This is a genomic window from Arthrobacter parietis (assembly GCF_039530425.1).
In the GTDB taxonomy this organism is placed as follows: Bacteria; Actinomycetota; Actinomycetes; order Actinomycetales; family Micrococcaceae; genus Arthrobacter_D; species Arthrobacter_D parietis.
On sequence record NZ_BAAAON010000010.1, the window covers coordinates 120,975 to 141,546 of the forward strand.

20 protein-coding genes and 1 pseudogene are annotated in these 20,572 nt (G+C 64.5%); 17 read left to right on the forward strand and 4 right to left on the reverse strand.

The window, feature by feature from the left end; translation table 11 throughout:
* The first annotated feature begins 89 nt into the window (after window positions 1–89).
* From ABFX19_RS15190 to ABFX19_RS15210, 5 genes are all read left to right on the forward strand, one after another.
* On the forward strand, window positions 90–359 hold the full coding sequence (locus ABFX19_RS15190; protein WP_026544706.1) for a WXG100 family type VII secretion target: 270 nt from the start codon (window positions 90–92) through the stop codon (window positions 357–359).
* Between the two features lie 179 nt (window positions 360–538).
* Window positions 539–2,680, forward strand: coding sequence for an NAD-dependent DNA ligase LigA (ligA, locus tag ABFX19_RS15195; protein WP_346028920.1), 2,142 nt, complete (start codon window positions 539–541; stop codon window positions 2,678–2,680).
* Window positions 2,677–3,513 (forward strand): inositol monophosphatase family protein, encoded by an 837-nt coding sequence (locus ABFX19_RS15200; protein ID WP_346028832.1) that lies wholly within the window; start codon window positions 2,677–2,679, stop codon window positions 3,511–3,513. Before ligA ends, ABFX19_RS15200 begins: the two co-directional genes overlap by 4 nt.
* Window positions 3,510–3,971 carry a DUF2087 domain-containing protein gene (locus tag ABFX19_RS15205; RefSeq protein WP_346028833.1) on the forward strand — a complete coding sequence of 154 codons (462 nt, stop codon included), beginning with the start codon at window positions 3,510–3,512 and terminating at the stop codon, window positions 3,969–3,971. The genes ABFX19_RS15200 and ABFX19_RS15205 overlap by 4 nt, the downstream gene beginning before the upstream one ends.
* A gap of 91 nt (window positions 3,972–4,062) precedes the next feature.
* Window positions 4,063–4,554 (forward strand): GNAT family N-acetyltransferase, encoded by a 492-nt coding sequence (locus tag ABFX19_RS15210; protein WP_346028834.1) that lies wholly within the window; start codon window positions 4,063–4,065, stop codon window positions 4,552–4,554.
* A gap of 142 nt (window positions 4,555–4,696) precedes the next feature.
* On the opposite strand, the gene ABFX19_RS15215 is transcribed toward ABFX19_RS15210, so the two are convergent.
* The 3 genes and pseudogenes from ABFX19_RS15215 to ABFX19_RS16120 form a co-directional block, all read right to left on the reverse strand.
* Window positions 4,697–5,152 carry an ASCH domain-containing protein gene (locus ABFX19_RS15215; protein ID WP_346028921.1) on the reverse strand — a complete coding sequence of 152 codons (456 nt, stop codon included), beginning with the start codon at window positions 5,150–5,152 and terminating at the stop codon, window positions 4,697–4,699.
* Window positions 5,153–5,339: 187 nt separating this feature from the next.
* Entirely contained in the window at window positions 5,340–5,561 is a 222-nt protein-coding gene (locus tag ABFX19_RS16115; protein ID WP_428831063.1) for an HNH endonuclease, read from the reverse strand.
* Between the two features lie 87 nt (window positions 5,562–5,648).
* A pseudogene (locus ABFX19_RS16120) lies at window positions 5,649–6,936 on the reverse strand (DUF222 domain-containing protein); the annotation flags it as partial.
* 242 nt (window positions 6,937–7,178) lie between these two features.
* Between ABFX19_RS16120 and ABFX19_RS15230 the strand changes: the two are divergent.
* The 10 genes from ABFX19_RS15230 to ABFX19_RS15275 all read left to right on the forward strand — a co-directional run bounded on the left by ABFX19_RS15230 (window position 7,179) and on the right by ABFX19_RS15275 (window position 16,381).
* Window positions 7,179–7,706, forward strand: a complete 528-nt coding sequence (locus ABFX19_RS15230; RefSeq protein WP_277358310.1) for a GNAT family N-acetyltransferase — start codon at window positions 7,179–7,181, stop codon at window positions 7,704–7,706.
* Window positions 7,707–7,748: 42 nt separating this feature from the next.
* The gene (gene gatC / locus ABFX19_RS15235; protein ID WP_346028836.1) at window positions 7,749–8,045 is read left to right on the forward strand and encodes an Asp-tRNA(Asn)/Glu-tRNA(Gln) amidotransferase subunit GatC; all 297 of its coding nucleotides are present in this window, start codon (window positions 7,749–7,751) and stop codon (window positions 8,043–8,045) included.
* Window positions 8,046–8,047: 2 nt separating this feature from the next.
* Window positions 8,048–9,547, forward strand: coding sequence for an Asp-tRNA(Asn)/Glu-tRNA(Gln) amidotransferase subunit GatA (gene gatA / locus ABFX19_RS15240; RefSeq protein ID WP_346028837.1), 1,500 nt, complete (start codon window positions 8,048–8,050; stop codon window positions 9,545–9,547).
* A complete protein-coding gene (gatB, locus tag ABFX19_RS15245; protein ID WP_277358313.1) occupies window positions 9,548–11,062 on the forward strand; it encodes an Asp-tRNA(Asn)/Glu-tRNA(Gln) amidotransferase subunit GatB in 1,515 nt (504 codons plus the stop codon). It begins immediately after the preceding gene.
* Between the two features lie 49 nt (window positions 11,063–11,111).
* On the forward strand, window positions 11,112–12,014 hold the full coding sequence (locus ABFX19_RS15250) for an aminoglycoside phosphotransferase family protein (RefSeq protein ID WP_346028838.1): 903 nt from the start codon (window positions 11,112–11,114) through the stop codon (window positions 12,012–12,014).
* Window positions 12,011–12,748, forward strand: a complete 738-nt coding sequence (locus ABFX19_RS15255; protein WP_277358315.1) for a glycosyltransferase family protein — start codon at window positions 12,011–12,013, stop codon at window positions 12,746–12,748. Before ABFX19_RS15250 ends, ABFX19_RS15255 begins: the two co-directional genes overlap by 4 nt.
* A gap of 46 nt (window positions 12,749–12,794) precedes the next feature.
* Window positions 12,795–13,901, forward strand: a complete 1,107-nt coding sequence (locus ABFX19_RS15260) for an NAD(P)/FAD-dependent oxidoreductase (RefSeq protein ID WP_277358316.1) — start codon at window positions 12,795–12,797, stop codon at window positions 13,899–13,901.
* Between the two features lie 50 nt (window positions 13,902–13,951).
* Window positions 13,952–14,434, forward strand: a complete 483-nt coding sequence (locus ABFX19_RS15265; protein ID WP_277358317.1) for a cation:proton antiporter regulatory subunit — start codon at window positions 13,952–13,954, stop codon at window positions 14,432–14,434.
* Window positions 14,435–14,441: 7 nt separating this feature from the next.
* Entirely contained in the window at window positions 14,442–15,620 is a 1,179-nt protein-coding gene (locus ABFX19_RS15270) for a cation:proton antiporter (protein WP_277358318.1), read from the forward strand.
* A gap of 218 nt (window positions 15,621–15,838) precedes the next feature.
* Window positions 15,839–16,381, forward strand: coding sequence for an AMIN-like domain-containing (lipo)protein (locus ABFX19_RS15275; RefSeq protein WP_346028839.1), 543 nt, complete (start codon window positions 15,839–15,841; stop codon window positions 16,379–16,381).
* Between the two features lie 108 nt (window positions 16,382–16,489).
* On the opposite strand, the gene hutH is transcribed toward ABFX19_RS15275, so the two are convergent.
* Window positions 16,490–18,067, reverse strand: a complete 1,578-nt coding sequence (hutH, locus tag ABFX19_RS15280) for a histidine ammonia-lyase (protein WP_346028840.1) — start codon at window positions 18,065–18,067, stop codon at window positions 16,490–16,492.
* Window positions 18,068–18,118: 51 nt separating this feature from the next.
* On the opposite strand from hutH, the gene ABFX19_RS15285 reads away from it, so the two are divergent.
* Together ABFX19_RS15285 and hutU are read left to right on the forward strand one after the other, a co-directional pair.
* Complete coding sequence (locus ABFX19_RS15285) at window positions 18,119–18,880, forward strand: IclR family transcriptional regulator (RefSeq protein WP_277358321.1); 762 nt, start codon at window positions 18,119–18,121, stop codon at window positions 18,878–18,880.
* Window positions 18,877–20,556, forward strand: coding sequence for a urocanate hydratase (gene hutU, locus ABFX19_RS15290; RefSeq protein WP_277358322.1), 1,680 nt, complete (start codon window positions 18,877–18,879; stop codon window positions 20,554–20,556). The genes ABFX19_RS15285 and hutU overlap by 4 nt, the downstream gene beginning before the upstream one ends.
* Window positions 20,557–20,572 lie beyond the last annotated feature (16 nt).

The window sequence follows — 20,572 nt, forward strand, 5'->3', positions numbered from 1 at the left end:
TCGCTCAGCAGGGGAGCCCGCGAGGGATATCCCGGCTTGGGCAGGCGGTTCCGGAAATGCCGGACCGCCACAGACGAAAGGTGGGGACAATGAGCAACGTTACACACGGTAACAACCCGGAGCAGATGGGACAGCTGGCACAGCTGCTTACCCAGAAGTCCGAAGAACTGAACCAGACCGCCAACCAGCTGACGCAGCAGCTTGGCAACACAGCCTGGGTTGGCCCGGATTCCGAGCGCTTCCGCGGCGAGTGGGAAACCCACCGCGCGCAGCTGACCCAGATTGCAGCCCAGCTGCAGGAAGTCAGCGCAACCGTACAGCGCAACCGCCAGGATCAGGAAGCAACCTCCAACGCGTAGGTTCTTTCGGACGGCTGAACGGCCCGCGGCTTCGGCTGCGGGCCGTTTGCGTTGACCCCATCCTTCAACGCGGGCAAGTGTCGGAGGTCTGGGGCAAGATAGGAAGCGTGGCCACAGTGAACCAACACGCCGATGCGCATTCCGAAGCAGGTCCCAACGTCGAGCTGCCCGCCGGCGAGGTGCCGGATGACTCCCTGAAGGAGGAATACGGCAGCCTGGTTGAGGAGGTTCGGCGTCACCGTTTCGCGTACTACAACGAGAATGCGCCGCTGGTCTCGGACGCAGAGTTCGATGATCTGTTCCGCCGGTTGGAACAGATCGAGGCAGAGCACCCGGAGCTGATCTCCAATGATTCCCCTACACAGGAGGTCGGCGGGGATGTGTCTGCCGCCTTCTCGCCCGTGCAGCATCTGCAACGGATGTACAGCCTGGAAGACGTATTCTCCACGGATGAGCTCGAGGCATGGGTCCGGCGTGCCGAGGCCAGTATCGAGTCGCAGCGTCCGGGAAGCGGCGTGTCGTGGCTGACCGAGCTGAAAATTGACGGCCTCGCGGTCAACCTTCTCTACCGCAACGGGGAACTAGTCCGGGCAGCAACCCGCGGTGACGGAGCAACCGGAGAGGACATCACGCACAATGTCCTCACGATCAAGACAATCCCGCGCAGGCTCAAGGGCTCCGAGCATCCGGCGGAGGTGGAGATCCGGGGCGAGGTGTTCTTTCCCTCGAAGGAATTCACCCAGCTCAACGAGTCGATGGTTGAAGCAGGCAAGGCACCGTTCGCCAATCCCCGCAATGCAGCGGCAGGTTCACTTCGGCAAAAGGACCCGGCGCTCACTGCCCAGCGGCCGCTGGACATGTATGTGCACGGGATCGGTGCGCGCGAGGGTCTGCAAGCCGAAAGCCAGTCGGAAACTTACGGCTTGCTTGAGCAGTGGGGGCTGCCCGTCTCGCCGTACTTCAAGGTGCTCGGTTCCTATCAGGAGGTCCTCGACTTCATTCAGCACTATGGCGAGCACCGTCATGATCTGCTGCATGAAATTGACGGGATTGTTGTCAAAGTAGACAGCTTCGCCCTGCAGCGGGCCCTCGGACACACCTCTCGTGTGCCGCGGTGGGCTGTCGCGTACAAGTATCCGCCGGAGGAAGTGAACACCAAGCTCCTGGATATCCGGGTCAATGTGGGCCGAACCGGGCGCGTGACGCCCTACGGCATGATGGTTCCCGTGAAGGTCGCAGGCTCCACCGTGGAGATGGCCACACTGCACAACCAGGAGGTCGTCAAGGCCAAGGGAGTGCTCATCGGTGACATCGTGGTGCTCCGCAAGGCCGGCGATGTCATCCCGGAAATTGTCGGTCCGGTAGTGGCGCTTCGCTCGAAGCAGGATCCGCCGCCCCACGAGTTTGTGATGCCTACCGAGTGTCCCTCCTGCGGGACACCGTTGGCACCTGCAAAAGAGGGCGACGTCGACATCCGCTGTCCCAACGCAAAGTCCTGTCCATCCCAGCTGCGGGAGAGGGTCTTTCACGTAGCAGGCCGCGGTGCCTTCGACATTGAGGCGCTGGGCTGGGAAGCGGCGATCGCCCTCACCCAGCCCGCTGAACCTCACGAACCGCCGCTGGCCACCGAAGCGAACCTGTTCAGGCTGACCCCCGAAAAGCTCGCCGATGTGCGAATCCTTCGGGACAAAAAGATCAAGGGGGTGGTCAGCGGCCAGGAACTCGTTCCCTATTTCTATACGCGTGGAACAGCAAAGAAACCTTCGGAACCAACCGCGAACACACGGAAGCTGTTCGCGGAGCTGGAAAAAGCCAAATCGCAGCCGCTGTGGCGTGTGCTGGTTGCGCTGTCCATCCGCCATGTCGGGCCAACGGCGTCGCGGGCACTGGCCACGGCATTCGGTTCGATGGATCGGATCCGCGGTGCCAGCGAAGAGGAACTTGCCAATGTCGACGGCGTCGGCCCAACCATCGCGGCAGCTCTGAAGGAATGGTTCGCGGAGGACTGGCACTGCGAGATCGTCGACCGGTGGGCAGAAGACGGAGTTCGCATGGCGGATGAGGTGGATGAGTCCATGCCACGCACGCTGGAGGGGCTCACCGTCGTCGTCACCGGTTCTCTAGAGGGTTTCAGCCGTGACGAAGCGAAGGAAGCCATCATTCAGCGCGGAGGCAAGGCGTCGGGTTCGGTGTCGAAGAACACCAGTTACGTGGTGGCGGGGGAGAACGCGGGAACCAAGCTGGACAAGGCTGAGCAGCTTGGACTGCCGGTCCTGGATGAAGACGGTTTCCGGAAGCTGCTTGAGGAGGGAAGCGTATGAATACCAGTGCCAGCCCGGCAGAACTGCTGCACGTCGCGTTGCAGGCCGCTGAAGCGGGTGCGGCAGTGTTGCGGAAGCGCGGTGAGGGTGAGCTTCAGGCGGAGAACAAGAGTTCGGACAGTGACTGGGTGACGGCTTTCGACACGGCTGCCGAGCGGGCCGTCCGTGATGTGATCTGGCGGTCCCGCCCGCATGATGCGATCACCGGCGAGGAGTACGGGACCACCGTGCCTGAAGGATCATCTTCCGGCGTCCGCTGGTCCATAGACCCACTTGATGGAACCACCAATTTCATCCGGAACATCGTCTACTACGGTACGTCTGTAGCAGCCGTGGACAACGACGGCGTGTGGCTGGCGGGCGTCGTTCATGCGCCTGCGCTGGACCGGGTGTACTGGGCATCGCACGGGCAGGGAGCATGGGTACGTGAACGGGGTGCCGTGCGGCAGCTGCACGGTCCGGCTGAAGGCAGGCCGGGCACGCTGGTGGGGAGTGGCTTCACCTACAACCCGGGGCAGCGTTCCCAGCAGCTGGGTGAACTGGGTGAGCTGCTGGCGGGGCACGGTGATCTGCGGCGGATCGGGTCGGCTGCTCTGGATTTGTGCATGGTGGCTGACGGCACGCTGGATGCTTATGTCGAGCGAGGATTGAACGAGCATGACTGGGCGGCCGGTGCGCTGATTGCCGAGGAAGCAGGCGTGGCCGTACGTCGGCCCGGCATTACGTCCGTCCTCGATGGCGGGCCGGATGAAGCCGAGCGCTTCTCGGCTTTCACAGTGGCTGGTCCGCAGTCGGTTATTGATGTTACGGAACGTCTGGAGCTCAGGACATGACGGTCAGTTGGCAGAAGGTCTTTTCGACGCTGGCTTCAGAACCTCTTCGGGAAGCGTATGCGCGGGCCATTCTTGGTGAGGACGTCAGCGCCCGGTCCAGGGAGTTTTCGAAGCTCGTTGAATCGGGGCTGCTGTTGAGCGATGGATCCGTCAATGACGGGATGTTCAAGGACGTACTGGGTTCTGCGGCGGGTGCGCGGCCACGGGGAGTGGACCGGTTCTTTCACGAGGGCAGACTCGATGGATTGCCGGCGGGCCAGGAGGACCGGTTGGCGGTGCTGGAGCACCTTGCCGATCGCTTGTTCCCGCTTGATCAGGAGCTGGATGAGCCGGCAGTGAACCTATTGATAGCGACGGTTACGGGGGACATCCCGACTCTTCGGCGTGCGCTTGTCGACTTCGGGTTTCTCGTGCGCAACCCAGACGGAACGCGGTACCGGAGAGCGCCTGCCGGCTAAATTAATCTGATCGTTGCATTCGTCCGGCGCTCGCGGTTCGTTGGTCTGCCACACTCAGATCATCGCTCGTCCAACGCAAGAGGAGGCGTCCATGGACATTAATATCAGGTCGGCGGACAGGAACGATTTCGCAGAGATCCGGCGTATCACTGTGGCCGCCTATTCGGATGCCGGCTACATCGACGATGAGTACGCATACAACCACATCCTGGCGGCGATTGAGGAGGGGTACTCCGGGTCATCATTACTGGTTGCGGAATCGGCCGGAAAAATTATGGGATCGGTTTTTGTTACGAGGGCCGGCGGTGATTTCAGCGATGTCGCGCATGACGGTGAACTCGAGTTTCGGATGCTCGCAGTTGAGCCCGGCGAACAGCACAAGGGGATCGGGCACGCGCTGGTGGCGGCCGTGATCGAGCGGGCTCGCATGGATCCTGACGTGTCGGCGGTTGTCCTGACCATCGCACCGAACATGGATGGACAGCACAAGTTGTACGAGTCAATGGACTTTGTCCGAGTTCCTGCCCGGAACTTTCTCTTGTCCGATACATTTGCGTTGCACGTCTACAAGTTGACTCTTTAGGACCGTTTCGCCGTGTCGACGATATGTCGGATCGCTGGATCGCTGGATCGCTGGATCGCTGGATCGCTGGATCGCCGGATCGCCGGATCGCCGGAGTGCTGGAGTGCCGGAGTCCGCCGGGAGTCAGCGGGTTTCACCGGAATCAGTCAGCGTGTTCCGGTGGCCAGGTGACAGCAAAGCGCTCGAAGATAATCTCGTCATCCTCTGACCATCGCCGGCCGCTAGCGGCGCTGACCCGTGTGAAGTAGCGCCGGTGTTCACGCTGCCAGCTTGCCAGGGTTCCGTCGTCTTCGCCTTCGTCGGCGGCGAAGGCCGCGTCAGCACTGGTGAAAGGGCCAACACGAAGGCCAGTGCTGCGGATGATGATGCGGGGGTTTCCTTCGCTGTCGCACGCGACCCAGTGGGAACCGATGCGCGGTAGCTCGTCACCGCGTGCCAGGAATTCAGCGACGAGATCCGCGGTAGCCCGCTTCCGACCGCCGATGACCAGGCTCAGGAGCTCGTCGGCCAACCACTTCGAATCACCAAAGTGATCAACCGTGTATTCGGGCGAGGCAGCTACTGCTTCAGGATGTGCTTGGGCATAAGCGTTCCACATGAGGCTGACTGCTGAGAGATCGGGTGGAGAGACTGGTTCAGGCTGCACGTCATCATGGTTGCAGGCAGCATCAGCCGGCCGCAATAGCTGTAAATGACAGGTCTGGGGACTGCTCCTCTGCTACTCGCGCGTGATCGCTCAGCCGCGTGATTGCTCGGCCGTCTGCTTTCCAGCCGGGTGCGATTGTTCAGCAGAGTGTCCAGTAGTGGTTGCGTTGGGGTTGTTGGTGTGGGTCGAGGTGTGGGGGTGGGATGAACCAGGGGAGGCGGTCCGGTATCTGGATGGTCCATTCGTTTTGATGGATCAGATGGTGGTGGTGGCTGCACAGAAGTATTCCGTTGTCGGTGCTGGTGGTTCCGCCGTGTGACCAGGGTTGGATGTGGTGGGCTTCGGTCCAGTGGGCAGGCATGGTGCAGGCGGGGAAGGCGCAGCCTTGGTCTCGGGCGATGAGGGCTTTGCGTTGTTTGGCTGTGAAGAGCCGTTGTGGGCGGCCGAGGTCGAGGATTTCGCCTTGTCCGCCGAGGACGACCGGGATGATGTCGGCGTCGCAGGCGATTTTGCGGGCCGTGCGTGCGTTGACGGGCCCGGTGTAGGCGAGCGAAGCGCCGCCGGCTGAGGAGAAAGAGGCGCCGGTCGACGGTCCGGTGGCGGATGGGCCAGCAGAAGTGCCGGTGGACGTACCGGTGGCGGGGGAAAACACTCCGGTGCGGGTTTCGAGGTCGCCGAGGAGTGTTTGGTAGTCGATGGTGACGAGGACTTGTGGCCGCTGTCCGCCGGTGGCCGGGAGTTTGTCGGTGGCCAGGGCTAGTTGGCAGGCTCCGACGAGTCCGTCCAGGAGCAGCTGGGCGCGGGTTCTGGTCTCGATTGCCGCGCCCGTCGCTTCCGCTGTCTCCGGGGTTGGTGGTTCGGGGGTTGGTGGCGGTGTTCATGATGGTGGTGAGGTATTCGTATTGTTCATCGGTGGCGGCGATGTCGAGTAGGTGGAGGCCGCGTTTTTTGCCGCGGAGGAATACGCCTTGGCGGGCGGTGAGTTCCTTCTCGCTCGGTTCCGGTCCGCCGGGGTCCAGGTGTGCTTCGACGCGGCCGATGAGTTTGGTGAGGAAATCGGGATCGAAGCGGGTGGCGCTGGCGGTGAGTTGGGCTTCGATCGTGTTGAGCACGGCTGGTTCGGTGGTGAACTGTGCGCGGTCCAGTGCGCTGCTGATCATGGTGGCTGCTTTGCCGGACACCACTCCGGCTGAGACCGCCGCTGCGAGGTGTGCACAGGCGGCGGGTAGGGGTTCTCCGGTGAGGGTGGTGCGGGGGATGAGTTTCGCGCCGAGGCGGAGCCGGCGGTTGGCTTCGCTTCTGCTGATCCGTAACCGGTCCTGCAGGTATTCGGCGGTGCACCGGTAGGCCGAACGCCCACCGGACTGACCGGACAAACCGAACGCGAAACCGGCACCACCACCGGTGGGGGTCCCGTCGTCGTCGGTCGTGGTGTTGTTGGTGTCGGCGGGCTTGCCGCCCGCTGCGGCGCTGCTGCGATCCACTGCCGTTGCCGCAACGAGCTGAAGGTACTCGACCGTCCGGGACAGATCCTCGATTCCGGTCAAATGCTCGGCGAGTTGGTCCTGTCCCATTTCCGCGAACTCGGCCACCAAACGCGAGGTGTACGCGGCCAGGAGCTGCTTCAGCTCGCTGATCGAAGGTTCGGAGCAACCGGCCGGATCATCGAATCCGAAGGCTGGGAGAGCGCGCAGCCGTTCGCCGGGGAGGGCGTCGAGTGCGGCTGTCAGGCTCATACTTTATTCTATTAGAAGACATCTTCGAAAGAAAGGGGCTGTGGGTAACGGGATAAACCGTTAGCTCGCCTCACCAACATCGGAAGCGTCTCAGGCCGTCCGGTTGACCGTAATGAATTCAGTGGCGAGGGCGCCTCGGCTTTCATCCAGGAAGCCCGGTAATAAGAACCGGGTGCGTCACAATAGATAGGCGGATCTTCCGCCCGCTTCAGATCCGCCCACTCTACGACAAGGCTTGCGTTATGCCCTTCACTATCCGTCGCGTCACTGCAGCAGATTACGACGACGTCCGCCGGATCACCCGGGACGCCTACATTCACGCCGGCTACTTCAGCGACCCAGACCACCCCTACGTGCAGATTCTCTCCGATATCGAGCACAGGGCCGAACACGCCGAGGTATGGGTAGGGGAGGAGGACGGCGTAGTCGTCGGTTCCTTTGCCATTACGTTCGAGGGTCAGCGCTACACCGACATCGCACTCGCGGGGGAGCTGGAGTTCCGCATGCTCGCTGTGGATCCCGCCGTCCAGCGTGGTGGGTTTGGGCGCCGGATGGTCGAGTGGATCATTGACTACGCGCGCGCCCTGGACGGCATCGACGCCGTCAGCCTGACCAGTGGCTCCGACATGGTGCGGGCACACCGACTGTACGAATCCTTGGGGTTCGAACGCGTGCCAGGCCGTGACTGGTGGGTGCGCGACGAAGACATCCAGCTATGGGTCTTCAGGCTTGGGCTGCAACCGGACAGGACTGTCACCTCCCGCCCGTAGACTAGAACCCGAAACCCAGCCATCTCGAGATCCTGGAGAAACATGCCCGAGATCACCCGTGAGGACGTCGCGCATCTGGCACGGCTTGCCCACATCGACATGACCGGCGAGGAGCTGGACCGGATGACCGGCGAGCTCTCCGTCATCGTCGACTCCATCAAGACGGTCAGCGAAGTTGCCGGTGATGACGTTCCCGCAACCAGCCACCCCATTCCGCTGAGCAATGTCTACCGCGATGACGTCATCGGTGAAACGCTCACCAACGAGGAAGCTGTCAGCGGCGCCCCGGACAACGCAGCCGGCCGCTTCAAGGTCCCCGCAATCCTGGACGAGGAGTAGAAATGACCGATCTCACCAGGCTCAGCGCCGCCCAGCTCGCCGACAAGCTTTCCTCCCGCGAGGTGTCGGCAGCGGAAGCTGTCCAGGCTCACCTCGATCGCATCGGTGAAGTGGATCCGGCGATCAACGCGTTCCTCCACGTCAACACTGATGAAGCCCTCCGTGTGGCATCCGAGGTGGACAAGGAGCGGTCAATTGGAGATACGATGCATCCGCTCGCAGGCGTCCCTATTGCCGTCAAGGACCTCATCGTCACCAAAGGCCAGCCAACCACCGCCGGCTCGAAAATCCTCGAGGGCTGGCACAGCCCCTATGACGCCACTGTCGTCCGGCGCCTTCGCGACGCCAAGATGCCGATCCTCGGCAAGACCAACCTGGACGAATTCGCCATGGGCTCCTCCACGGAGCACTCCGCTTACGGTCCAACCCGCAACCCGTGGGACCTCGACCGCATCCCCGGCGGTTCCGGCGGCGGGTCAGCGGCCGCCGTCGCCGCCTTCGAAGCGCCGTTGGCGCTCGGAACCGACACCGGCGGTTCCATCCGCCAGCCCGGTGCCGTGACCGGAACCGTCGGCGTCAAGCCGACCTACGGTGGCGTGTCCCGCTACGGTGCCATCGCCATGGCGTCCTCCCTCGACCAGATCGGCCCCGTCACCCGCACGGTGCTGGACGCCGCACTCCTCCACGAGGTCATCGGCGGCCATGATCCACACGACTCCACCTCGCTGACTGATCCCGTCGGCGCTCTAGCCGAGGCTGCACGCAACGCGGACGTCAAGGGCCTGCGCATCGGCGTCATCAAGGAATTGCAGGGAGAGGGTTATCAGGACGGCGTCCAGGCACGCTTCACTGAAGCACTGGACCTGCTGCGCCAAGCGGGTGCCGACGTCGTCGAGGTTTCCTGCCCCAATTTCAAGTACGCGCTGGGCGCCTACTACCTGATCATGCCTTCGGAAGCCTCATCCAACCTTGCAAAGTACGACGGTGTCCGCTTCGGTCTGCGTGTAGTGCCCGACGGCGCTCCCACGATTGAGCGCGTCATGGGCGCCACCCGCGCAGCCGGCTTCGGCGACGAAGTGAAGCGCCGCATCATCCTTGGCACCTACGCACTGAGCGCCGGGTACTACGACGCCTATTACGGCTCCGCACAGAAAGTCCGCACCCTGATCCAACGGGACTTCGACGCCGCCTTCACTCAGGCAGACGTTCTTATCTCGCCCACCACTCCCACCACGGCTTTCAAGCTGGGGGAGAAGCTGGACGATCCGCTCGCCATGTACCTGAACGACGTCGCCACTATCCCTGCGAACATGGCCGGCGTGCCGGGCATCTCAGTACCCGGAGGCCTGGCTGACGGACTGCCGGTGGGCATCCAGTTCCTCGCCCCCGCGCGCCAGGATGCACGGCTCTACCGGGCAGGCGCCGCACTGGAAGCGCTGCTGGAAGACACCTGGGGCGGACCTTTGCTGGCACAGGCACCCGAGATCGCTGGAGTGAAGTAAATGAGCACTGCAACCGCCGAAATTCTGTCCTTCGACGAGGCCATGGAGAAGTTCGATCCAGTCCTCGGGTTCGAGGTGCACGTTGAATTGAACACCCGCACCAAGATGTTCTCCTCAGCGCCGAACGCCTTCGGAGACACACCCAACACCAACGTCACACCGGTCGACCTTGGGCTTCCCGGCGTTCTGCCCGTCATCAACCGGGTAGCCGTCGAATCCTCCATCAAGATCGGCCTGGCGCTGGGCTGCAAAATCGCCGAGAAATGCCACTTCGCGCGGAAGAACTACTTTTACCCGGACACTCCGAAAAACTTCCAGACCTCGCAGTATGACGAGCCAATCGCCTACGACGGCTCCATCGACATCGAGCTCGCCGACGGCACCGTGTTCACCATCGAGATCGAACGCGCCCACATGGAGGAGGACGCCGGCAAGCTGACGCACATGGGCGGCGCCACCGGCCGCATCCAGGGCGCCGAATTCTCGCTGGTCGACTACAACCGCGCCGGCGTACCCCTCGTGGAAATCGTCACCAAGCCGATCGTCGGCGTTGGCGAGCGCGCGCCGGAACTGGCCAAGGCCTACGTGGCAGCTATCCGCGAGATCGTGAAGAACCTCGGCGTTTCCGACGCAAAAATGGAGCGCGGCAACGTCCGCTGCGATGCCAACGTCTCCCTCAAGCCCAAGGGCCAGGAGAAGTTCGGCACCCGCACCGAGACGAAGAACGTCAATTCACTGCGTGCCGTTGAGCACGCTGTCCGGTACGAGATCCAGCGCCACGCCGCAGTGCTCGACGCCGGAGGCACCATCACGCAGGAAACCCGCCACTGGCACGAGGACACACGGTCGACGACGGCGGGGCGCCCCAAGTCCGATGCCGACGACTACCGCTACTTCCCGGAACCTGACCTGGTGCCCGTGGTTACCGACGACGCCTGGATCGAGAAGCTCCGCAGCGAGCTCCCTGAACCTCCCGCCGCACGTCGCAAGCGCCTCCAGGCCGACTGGGGTTACTCGGACGCTGAGTTCCGCGATGTGGTGAACGCCGGTGTCATGGACGCCATTGAGGAGACCATCGCTGCCGGCGTCAAGCCTGCAACCGCACGCAAATGGTGGATGGGTGAGATCTCCCGCCGAGCCAAGGTCGCTGATGTTGAACCCGCCGAGTTGGGCGTAACCCCTGCGCTGATCGTGGAACTGCAGGGCCTCATCGACGCCGGCAAGATCAACGACAAGCTCTCCCGGGAGGTGCTCGACGGCGTCCTCGCCGGCGAAGGCACGCCCACCGAAGTAGTCTCGCAGCGCGGCCTTGAGGTCGTGTCAGACGACGGCGCCCTCCTCGAAGCGATTGACGGCGCCCTTGCCGCGCAGCCCGATGTCGCGGAGAAGATCCGTGGCGGGAAGCTGCAGGCAGTCGGAGCAATTGTGGGCGGGGTCATGAAGGCCACCCGCGGCCAGGCAGACGCCGGGCGAGTTCGTCAACTCATCCTCGAACGCCTCGGGGTTGAGGGCTAGCCGGCATCAGCAGAAGATCAGGTTCAGCGGTGAGGACAACGTGACCAGAATGCCGCCAGCAGAGGTGGACGTCACCGCCGCCCTGGTCATGCGCCTGCTCGCTGACCAGCACCCTGATTTCGCCGAGTTGCCGCTCTTGGAGGTGGCCAACGGCTGGGACAACGTGATCTTCAGGCTCGGTGACGAGCTCGCTGTCCGCCTTCCGCGGCGGCAGGCGGCGGCGGAGCTCATCCGCAACGAGCAGCGTTGGCTGCCGGAAGTGAGCCGGGGCCTCGCGACTGTCATGCCTCTTCCGGTGCGGACGGGCACGCCGTCGTCGTACTTTCCGTGGTATTGGTCCATCACGCGCTGGCTGAAGGGGACCGTGGCGGCTGACATCGAAGCAGCGCACAGGTTCGACGCGGCCGCCGATCTGGCACGGTTCGTGAACGCTTTCCACCGCCCGGCACCGGCTGACGCCCCACGAAATACGGTCCGCGGAGTACCACTGTCCACACGGAGCGCGGTTGTGGAGGAGCGAATCGCCGCAGCCGGCCAGCCCGAGGAACTCCTGCACCTCTGGCGGGTCCTGCGGGACCAACCCGAGTGGACCGGACCGCCGCTGTGGCTGCACGGCGACCTGCACGCAGCGAACCTCGTCCTGAATCCGCAGGGCAGGCTCGCCGGCGTCCTTGACTTCGGCGACCTGACGGCAGGGGACCCCGCCACGGACCTCGCCGCGGCCTGGCTCGTCTTCGACCGCATTGGAAGGCGTACCTTCATCGAGACGGTCACCAGGGAACGGTCTGTGGATTCCGCGACCTGGCAGCGGGCACGCGGTTGGGCGCTCTGTATCGCCGCAGCCATGGCAGCAACATCCGATGACAATCCCGCCTTCCACACGATGGGGATCCGCATCCTCGAGGACGTTCTCGCCGATGACATATTGATCGACGAAGGGCCTTGCCGATGAAATTCACACATGTCTCGCGGGTCCAGACCGAGGGTGACAACCACGTCATGGAAGACGCATGCGGATACCGCGCCAACGCCGCCTGGATGATCGACGGCGCAACGTCGCTGCTCGACGAACTCGATCTCCCCGGCGCGTCGAACCCTTCCTGGTATGCGCAGGTCCTGGGGCTGGCGCTGGCGGAAAGCGCCGGACCACAGGACCCCCGCGCCGTTCTGGCCGCCGCGCTGGCGAAAGTGGACGAGCTCGGCCACCAGTTGGTGGGACCGGAATCCCAGCGCTTCCCGAGCGCCGCGGTCTCCCTGGTCACAACCGACGACGACGGCGCCCTCTCGGTCCTCAGCCTCGCCGACTGCCACGTGGTGGCGGCCCTCAATGACGGGGAGGTCAGACACGTGGGGCAGGCCCTCGACGGACCGTCATCGCGTGACGAATTGCGCCGGGCACGGCTGGAGCGAAACACGCCGGAAGGGGTCTGGGTTGCACGCCGTGAACCGGCAGCGGCGCAACACGCCCGGCTGGTCACGCTCGGGCCTGCCCATACCGTGGCGCTGGCATCCGACGGCGCGTGGCGGGCGGTGGACCTCGGGCTGGTCAGCGGCCCGGCGGATTTCCTTGAGGCTGTACAGACTCCGATGGGCGCGCAGGAGCTTATGCTGATGCTGCGGACCACACAGGATGAGATCGGCGAATCGGCCGATGACGCCTCAGTCCTGTGCGTCGCACTGGAGTAGCTGTGGCTGGTGTGAAAGCGCCATGGAAGCGGAACGAAGGAGCGCAATGACTGAGACTGCGGACGTTGTGATTGTTGGCGGCGGTATCGCGGGGCTCTCGCTCGCGGCCGCGCTGGCATCGGACCAGCGGGCCCAGTTGAGGATCATCCTCGTCGAGGCGGAACATTCCCTCGCGTACCACACCTCCTCGAGGTCGGCCCGGCAGCTCATCCCCAGTTACGGGCCCGAGGCGATCCAGCAACTCACCGCACGGACGCTTCAGCTCATCCGGGAACGTGAAGATGAGCTACCCTCGCCGGTGCTCACTCCCCGCAGTTTCATGCTGATCGGTTCGGACAACGACGTCGCTGCCAGAGCCAGCGGCGCCATGGAACGCCTCCCATGGGAAGAAGCAGTGCAGCTTTGTCCGCAAATCGAGCCGGCCGCCCGGCAGCAGGGTTACAACGCCGCCGGACTCGACACCACGGCGGTCGGCTGCAACACGGACGTCCTGCTGGATCATCACCGGTCGGCAGCGGAGGCAGGCGGCACCAGGATCATGACCGGCGCGCGCGTTCACTCGGTCCAGCGGCTCCGGACGGCCTGGGAAGTCGGTGCCGGTTCGCAGGCAGTGCACGCCGCCGTCGTCGTCAATGCGGCAGGCGCGTGGGCTGATGAACTGGCTGTCCTCTCCGGTGTGGCCACACAGGGCATGCGGCCCTACCGACGGACGGCAGCGGTTGTCGGCGCAGACAATATCCCCGCCCCCGATTCGCCGATGGTAGCGGCGGCGGATGACAGTTTCTATTTCCGCAGGGACGACGACGGCCTCCTCATCTCACCTGCCGAGACGGTCCCGAGCGTGCCGGAGGACGCACAGCCGCGTCCCGAGGACCTGGAGGCACTGATCGCTCGCCTTGATTCCATGACCACACTCGGAATCGGGAGCGTGATGCGCGCCTGGACAGGATTGCGGACCCAGGTGGCAGACGGTCTCCCGGTTGTCGGATTCGATCCGGAAGCCGAGGGATTCTTCTGGTTGGCGGGCCAGGGCGGCTACGGGTTCCAGACGTCGTCGGCCATTGCCGAACTGTCGGCCGGGCTCATCACCGGCACTGGAGCAGGAGCCGCCGCCGGCCAGTCTCTCGCCTCAGCGCTCGCCGCCGGACGCTGAATCAGGAATCCTGAGCATCCCGAGTGCACCGGCGGGTCTAGAGTAAAACCATGAAGGTTGAAGAGACGCCGCTGCCCGGAATCGGCGTGCGCAAGGACATTGTGACGGCGTCGGGCCGCCGGATCGGCACAGTCACCCAGCGCAGCGGAGAGACGGAGTTGATCGTGTCCCGTGCCGATGATCCCGATGCGTGTCTGGCATCGATCCCGTTGACTGCCGAGGAGGCCTCTGCGCTGGGTAACCTGCTCGGATCCCACGAGATTGTGGCGCAGTTGACGGAAGACCACCGGGATCTGCCGGGGGTCAACACCCGGCAATTCCTCATCGATGTCGACTCCCCGTATGACGGACGCAAACTCGGTGACACGAAGATGCGCACGCGCACCAGCGTCTCGCTGGTTGCGGTGCTCCGGCGAGGGCAGGTCCAGGCCTCGCCCACACCGGATTTCACGTTGGCTGCCGGCGACTTGCTGGTGGCCGTTGGAACCTCCGAAGGGCTCGACGCCGCGGCCGAGATTCTTAGCGGCGGCTGAGCCGCCCGTGGAGAATCACAGCGCGCTGGTCCTCATTGAACTGGGAGCGGTTTTCCTTGGCCTCGGTATCCTCGGAAGGCTCGCCGGGCGGATCGGTCTCTCGCCCATCCCGCTCTACCTGATCGGAGGGCTGTTCTTCGGGCAGGGCGGTTTTGTCGAGCTGGACGGGCTGGAGGAGTTCAGCGAGATAGCCAGTGAGATCGGGGTCATCCTCCTGCTCCTGCTGCTTGGCCTGGAATACACCGCCGGCGAACTGGTGACCGGCCTGAAACAGTCATGGATGGCGGGAGTCCTCGATATCCTGCTGAATTTCCTGCCCGGCGCGATTGTTGCCCTCATGCTCGGCTGGGGCGGTGTCGGAGCACTCGTCCTCGGCGGAGTGACGTACATTTCGTCGTCGGGCATCATCGCCAAAGTGCTGACGGACCTGGGGCGCCTCGGGAACCGTGAGACCCCGGTCATCCTGTCACTGCTGGTCTTCGAGGACCTCGCAATGGCCATCTACCTTCCCATCCTCACTACGGTGCTCGCGGGGGTCAGCTTTGCCGGCGGGCTTCAGGCAGTCGGCGTGTCGCTGGTGGTGGTCACCATCGTCCTGGTGATCGCGCTCCGCTTCGGCCGCACAGTTTCCGCCATCGTTGACTCCAAGGACCGCGAGGTGTTCCTGCTGACGCTGATCGGCGGTGCGCTGCTTGTCGCGGGCTTTGCAGCGGCGATGCAGGTTTCAGCCGCCGTCGGCGCCTTCCTGCTCGGCATTGCGATCTCGGGGGCCACTGCCACCAATGCCACCCGCCTCCTGGAACCACTGCGCGATCTGTTCGCAGCCATCTTCTTTGTGGTGTTCGGACTCAATACTGACCCCGCGACCATTCCTCCGGTGCTCGGCTACGCGTTGCTCCTGGCCGCCATCACGGCTGCAACCAAAGTGGCAACCGGCTGGTGGGCGGCGAAACGGCAGGGTGTCGGCAAGTTGGGCCGTGCGCGCGCAGGTGCAGCGCTGATCGCCCGCGGCGAGTTCTCCATCGTCATTGCCGGCCTTGCCGTGGCGTCCGGAGCCATCACAGACGAGCTTGCTGCACTGGCAACGGCCTACGTGCTGCTAATGGCCATCCTTGGTCCAATTGCGGCACGGCTCGCAGAACCAGCCATGCGTCTGGTCCTACGCATGACGCCGCAGCCAGCCTAGAACCCTGCGTAAACCCAGCAGAAGCAACACAGGATCCCGCAACACACACGGTGTCATTGCGGTGTCCGAATGATTGCGATTTACCGCCGAAAAGCCCGGTGAACATCCGGCACATGCGCCGCCCGTAACGGTTGGGCGCCGATGGTTCACAGACCGGATCTTCCCCGGAAACGCGGCCCTACGATGATCCCACCTACTTCTTTGAAAGGTGGTGCATCATGCACACACTCCGTGCGCTGCTGGCGAGCCTGCTACTTATTATCGGGTTCGGGCTGGTAGTGCCGTCTTCCGCCTCCGCTGCTCCCTACTGCGGAATAACCTGGGGCTCACTGGCCAAGACCAGCACGGCCCAGACCAGTGCCCCGGTGGTGAACGCACGGGCCGGCCGCCATGCCTGTTTTGACCGGCTCGTGATCGATGTTCGGGGCAAGGGTGCCGGCTACACCGTCCGGTACGTAAGCGCCGTCGTCGGGACCTCCGGCCTGGCCACGCCGCTGCGCGGTGGGGCCGACATCCAGGTGACCGTCAACGCACCGGCCCAGGACGGACGGGGCAACGCAACCTACCGTCCGGCCGTCAGGTCCGAAGCGGTCAATGTTGCCGGTTTCACAACCTTCCGGCAGGTGGCCTACGTGGACAGCTTCGAGAGCCGCACCACGTTTGGCCTCGGCGTTCGCGCCCGCCTTCCGTTCCGGGTCTTTTCACTCGACGGGCCGGGTACCTCATCCCGGCTGGTCATCGATGTGGCTCATCGCTGGTAGGGGATCCGCCCCCAACCCTCCTGCGTGTGGAGTCACATAATGGCGCTTTGAGTTACTCAAAGCGCCATTACTGCGCGTGCGATGGGGTAATGGAGTAATGGGGACTACCTAGGCGAGCGGCTCGCCCAACACGCGGTCGACGGCGGCAAGAACCGCCCCGGCCTCCACCAGCTTCCGCACCGCCTCAATTTCGGGCGCGAGATACCGGTCCGTCCCCGGACCCTCCACCACCTCCCGGAGCGCGGCCCGCGCCGCAGAGATGGCGGGCGAACTGTAGGAGGTGCTGATGCCGCCGTCGCGCATGTCCAGCGCGCGGGCCGCGGTCAGCAGCTCGATCGCCACCACGCGCGTCAGTCCGTCCAGCGCCCGCCGCAGCTTCAAACCGGCGGACCAGCCCATTGACACATGGTCTTCCTGCATTGCGGAGGACGGGATGGAATCGACGGAGGCCGGAACAGCCAGGCGCTTGAGCTCGGACACAATGCCGGCCTGGGTGTACTGGGCGATCATGTGCCCGGAGTCAACACCCGGATCATGCGCGAGGAACGGATTGAGCCCGTGGCTTCGGCTCTTGTCCAGGAACCGGTCGGTCCGGCGTTCGCTCATGGACGCGAGGTCCGCAACGGCGATCGCGAGGAAGTCCAACGCATAGCCGATCGGCGCGCCGTGGAAGTTGCCGTTCGACTCTACGCGGCCGTCAACGGTCACCACCGGATTGTCGATGGCGGAGCCAAGCTCGATCGCCGCGACGGACTCGACGTGTGCCAGCGTTGCCCGCGCGGCCCCGTGAACCTGCGGCGCGCAGCGCAGCGAGTAGGCGTCCTGGACCCGCGTGAACCGGTGTGCCTTGCGCTCATCAGAGGCGTGTTCGCCGATGAGGCGCGACCCGGAAAGCACGCGACGGATGTTCGCCGCGGAGACAATCTGTCCGGGATGCGGCCGAAGCTGGTGCAGATCCTCCGCGAAGACACTGTCGGTTCCCAGCAGGCCCTCCACGCTCATTGCCGTTGCAAGGTCAGCGGTCCGCAGCAGCCGGTGCAGATCCGCAGAGGCGAGAACGAGCATGCCCAGCATGCCGTCGGTGCCGTTGATGAGGGCGAGGCCCTCCTTCTCGCGCAGTTCGACCGGGGTGATTCCGGCGGCACTGAGCGCCTCGGCGGCGGGCAGCAGCGCGCCGTCGTCGTTCCTTACCTCTCCCTCGCCCATCAGGGCCAGCGCCACGTGGGATAGGGGAGCGAGGTCGCCGGAGCAGCCCAGCGACCCGTATTCACCGATCACGGGAGTGATGCCTGCGTTCAGCAGGTCCGCGTAGGTCTGCGCGACGACCGGCCGCACGCCGGTCCGGCCGGTAGCCATGGTGGAGAGCCGCCCGAGCATCAGCCCGCGCACCACCTCGCGGTCGACTTCCGCGCCCGACGACGCCGCGTGGCTGCGGATGAGGCTGCGCTGCAGGTGCGTGCGCTCCTGGACGGGAATGTGTTTGGTTGCCAGGGCGCCGAAGCCGGTGGACACGCCGTAGTGGGGTGTCGGATCATCGATGAGCGCATCAATCACCGAGCGGCTGTCCTGCATGGCAGACAGCGAGTCGTCGCCGAGCTCCACCCGCGCACCGTACCGGGCCACGGCAACAACCTCCGCCGGCGCCAGTGCTCCTAAACCGATTGTCACGGTGCTCTCTTCTGGCATGACCTGTCCCTTTTCTCGTCCCGCAATCGACCGCTCTTGCCAACAGATGAAATGAGCGTTTCAATAAGTGAAATACATATTTCCACCGAACGCAAGGAAGAACTCGTGGCGGATACCTCCACCCGCACCGTTGAGCGGGCCCTGCTCCTGCTCGGCACGGTCTGTGACCGTGGTTCGGTGACCCTGGCCGATGCTGCCCGTGATGCCGGACTTTCGGCATCGACTGCGCTGCGGCTGTTGCGCACCCTCGAGGGCACCGGTTTTGTCCGCAGGGACGACGACGGCTACCGGCCCGGCATGCGCGTGGTCCAGCTCGGCGCGCAGGCGCTCTCGCACGAATCGCTGGTGTCGCTGGCGGAGGGCGCATTGGAACGATTGGTCGACTCAACGGGGGAGTCCGCCTACCTCAATGTGCCCTCCCACGATGGCCACGGGATCTACCTGTCCGTCCGGGAAGGAACCCACTCGGTTCGCCACACCAGCTGGGTGGGCAGGAGCATTCCGCTGGACGGTTCCGCCGCCGGTGCTGTCCTGAGCGGCAAGACTCCCGACGACGGCTACGTGGTGGTCAGCAACGGCATCGAACCCGACGTCACCGCGATCGCCGCACCCGTGCTGTCCGGCGGACACGTGGTGGCAGCGCTGAGTGTCGTTGTGCCCTCCTACCGGATCACCGACGACGGCGCGCGCCGGATCGGGCGCCAGGTCGCCGGCGAAGCCACAGGTATTCTCACCGCCCGAACAGACACTGCCCCGCAGGAAACTGAAACCTCTCCCACGAACGAGTCCTCAACGTCAGGAGCACAATCATGACCTTCACCCAGCACGATCCGTCGCGCACCATCCGCGCACCGCGTGGCACCGAACTCACGGCGAAAAGCTGGCAGACAGAAGCACCCCTGCGGATGCTGATGAACAACCTCGACCCCGAGGTGGCCGAGCGGCCCGAAGACCTCGTTGTCTACGGCGGCACCGGCCGGGCGGCACGCAGCTGGGAGGCATACGACGCCATCGTGGCCACGCTGAAGGACCTGGAGGACGACGAAACCCTGCTGGTGCAGTCGGGCAAACCCGTGGGCGTCTTCCGCACCAATCCCTGGGCACCGCGGGTCCTCCTGGCCAACTCAAACCTGGTGGGAGACTGGGCCAACTGGCCCGAGTTCCGGCGGTTGGAGGCCGAGGGTCTCATGATGTACGGGCAGATGACCGCCGGGTCCTGGATCTACATCGGTACCCAGGGGATCCTGCAGGGAACCTATGAAACCTTCGCCGCCGTGGCTACGGCCAGATTCGGCGGGACTCTTGCGGGAACGCTCACACTCACCGCCGGCTGCGGCGGGATGGGCGGTGCCCAGCCGCTGGCCGTCACACTGAACGGCGGCGCGGTGCTGATTCTTGACGTCAGCGAGACCCGCCTGCGCCGGCGGGCCGCCAAGCGCTACCTCGACGTCGTTGCCGCTGACCTTGAAGACGGACTGAAGCAGGTCCTCGAAGCGAAACGCCAGAAGCGTGCGTTGTCTGTCGGCGTCGTCGGGAATGCTGCCGAAGTGCTGCCGGCGTTGCTGGAGCGCCAGCGGAACGGTGAGTTCACCATCGATATCGTCACCGACCAGACTTCCGCGCATGACCCGCTGAGCTACCTTCCCGAGGGCATCGGGATGGACGAGTGGGAGCGGGAAGCCTCAGGGGACCCGGATGGGTTCACCAAGAAGGCCCAAACCTCCATGGCCCGTCATGTCGAGGCAATGGTTGGGTTCCAGGACGCCGGAGCCACCGTCTTCGACTACGGCAACTCCATCCGCGATGAGGCACGCAAGGGCGGCTACGGGCGGGCGTTCGAATTCCCCGGCTTTGTACCGGCCTACGTTCGGCCGCTCTTCTGCGAGGGCCTCGGCCCGTTCCGCTGGGTCGCCCTATCCGGTGACCCCGCCGACATCGCCGTCACCGACGCCGCGCTCAAGGAACTGTTTCCGGAGAACGAACACCTGCACCGCTGGCTCGACGCCGCCGGTGAGCTCGTGGAGTTCGAAGGACTGCCTGCCCGGATCTGCTGGCTGGGTTACGGCGACCGCGCGAAAGCCGGCCTGCTCTTCAACCGGCTCGTCGCCGAGGGCAAGGTGTCCGCACCCATCGTGATCGGACGGGACCACCTCGACTCGGGTTCGGTTGCCTCGCCCTACCGCGAGACCGAAGCCATGGCGGACGGCTCCGACGCCATTGCAGACTGGCCGCTGCTCAACGCCCTGCTCAACACTGCCTCCGGTGCCACCTGGGTCTCCATCCATCACGGCGGCGGAGTCGGTATCGGCCGTTCGATCCACGCCGGGCAGGTGTCCGTAGCGGATGGAACGGCGCTGGCAGCAGAGAAGCTCGAACGTCTCCTGACCAATGACCCGGGAACCGGCGTCATCCGCCACGTTGACGCCGGCTACGAGCGAGCCCGGGAGGTGGCCCATGAGCGTGGAGTCCGTGTGCCCATGGAGGGCTGACCCGGGGTCCGTGCCC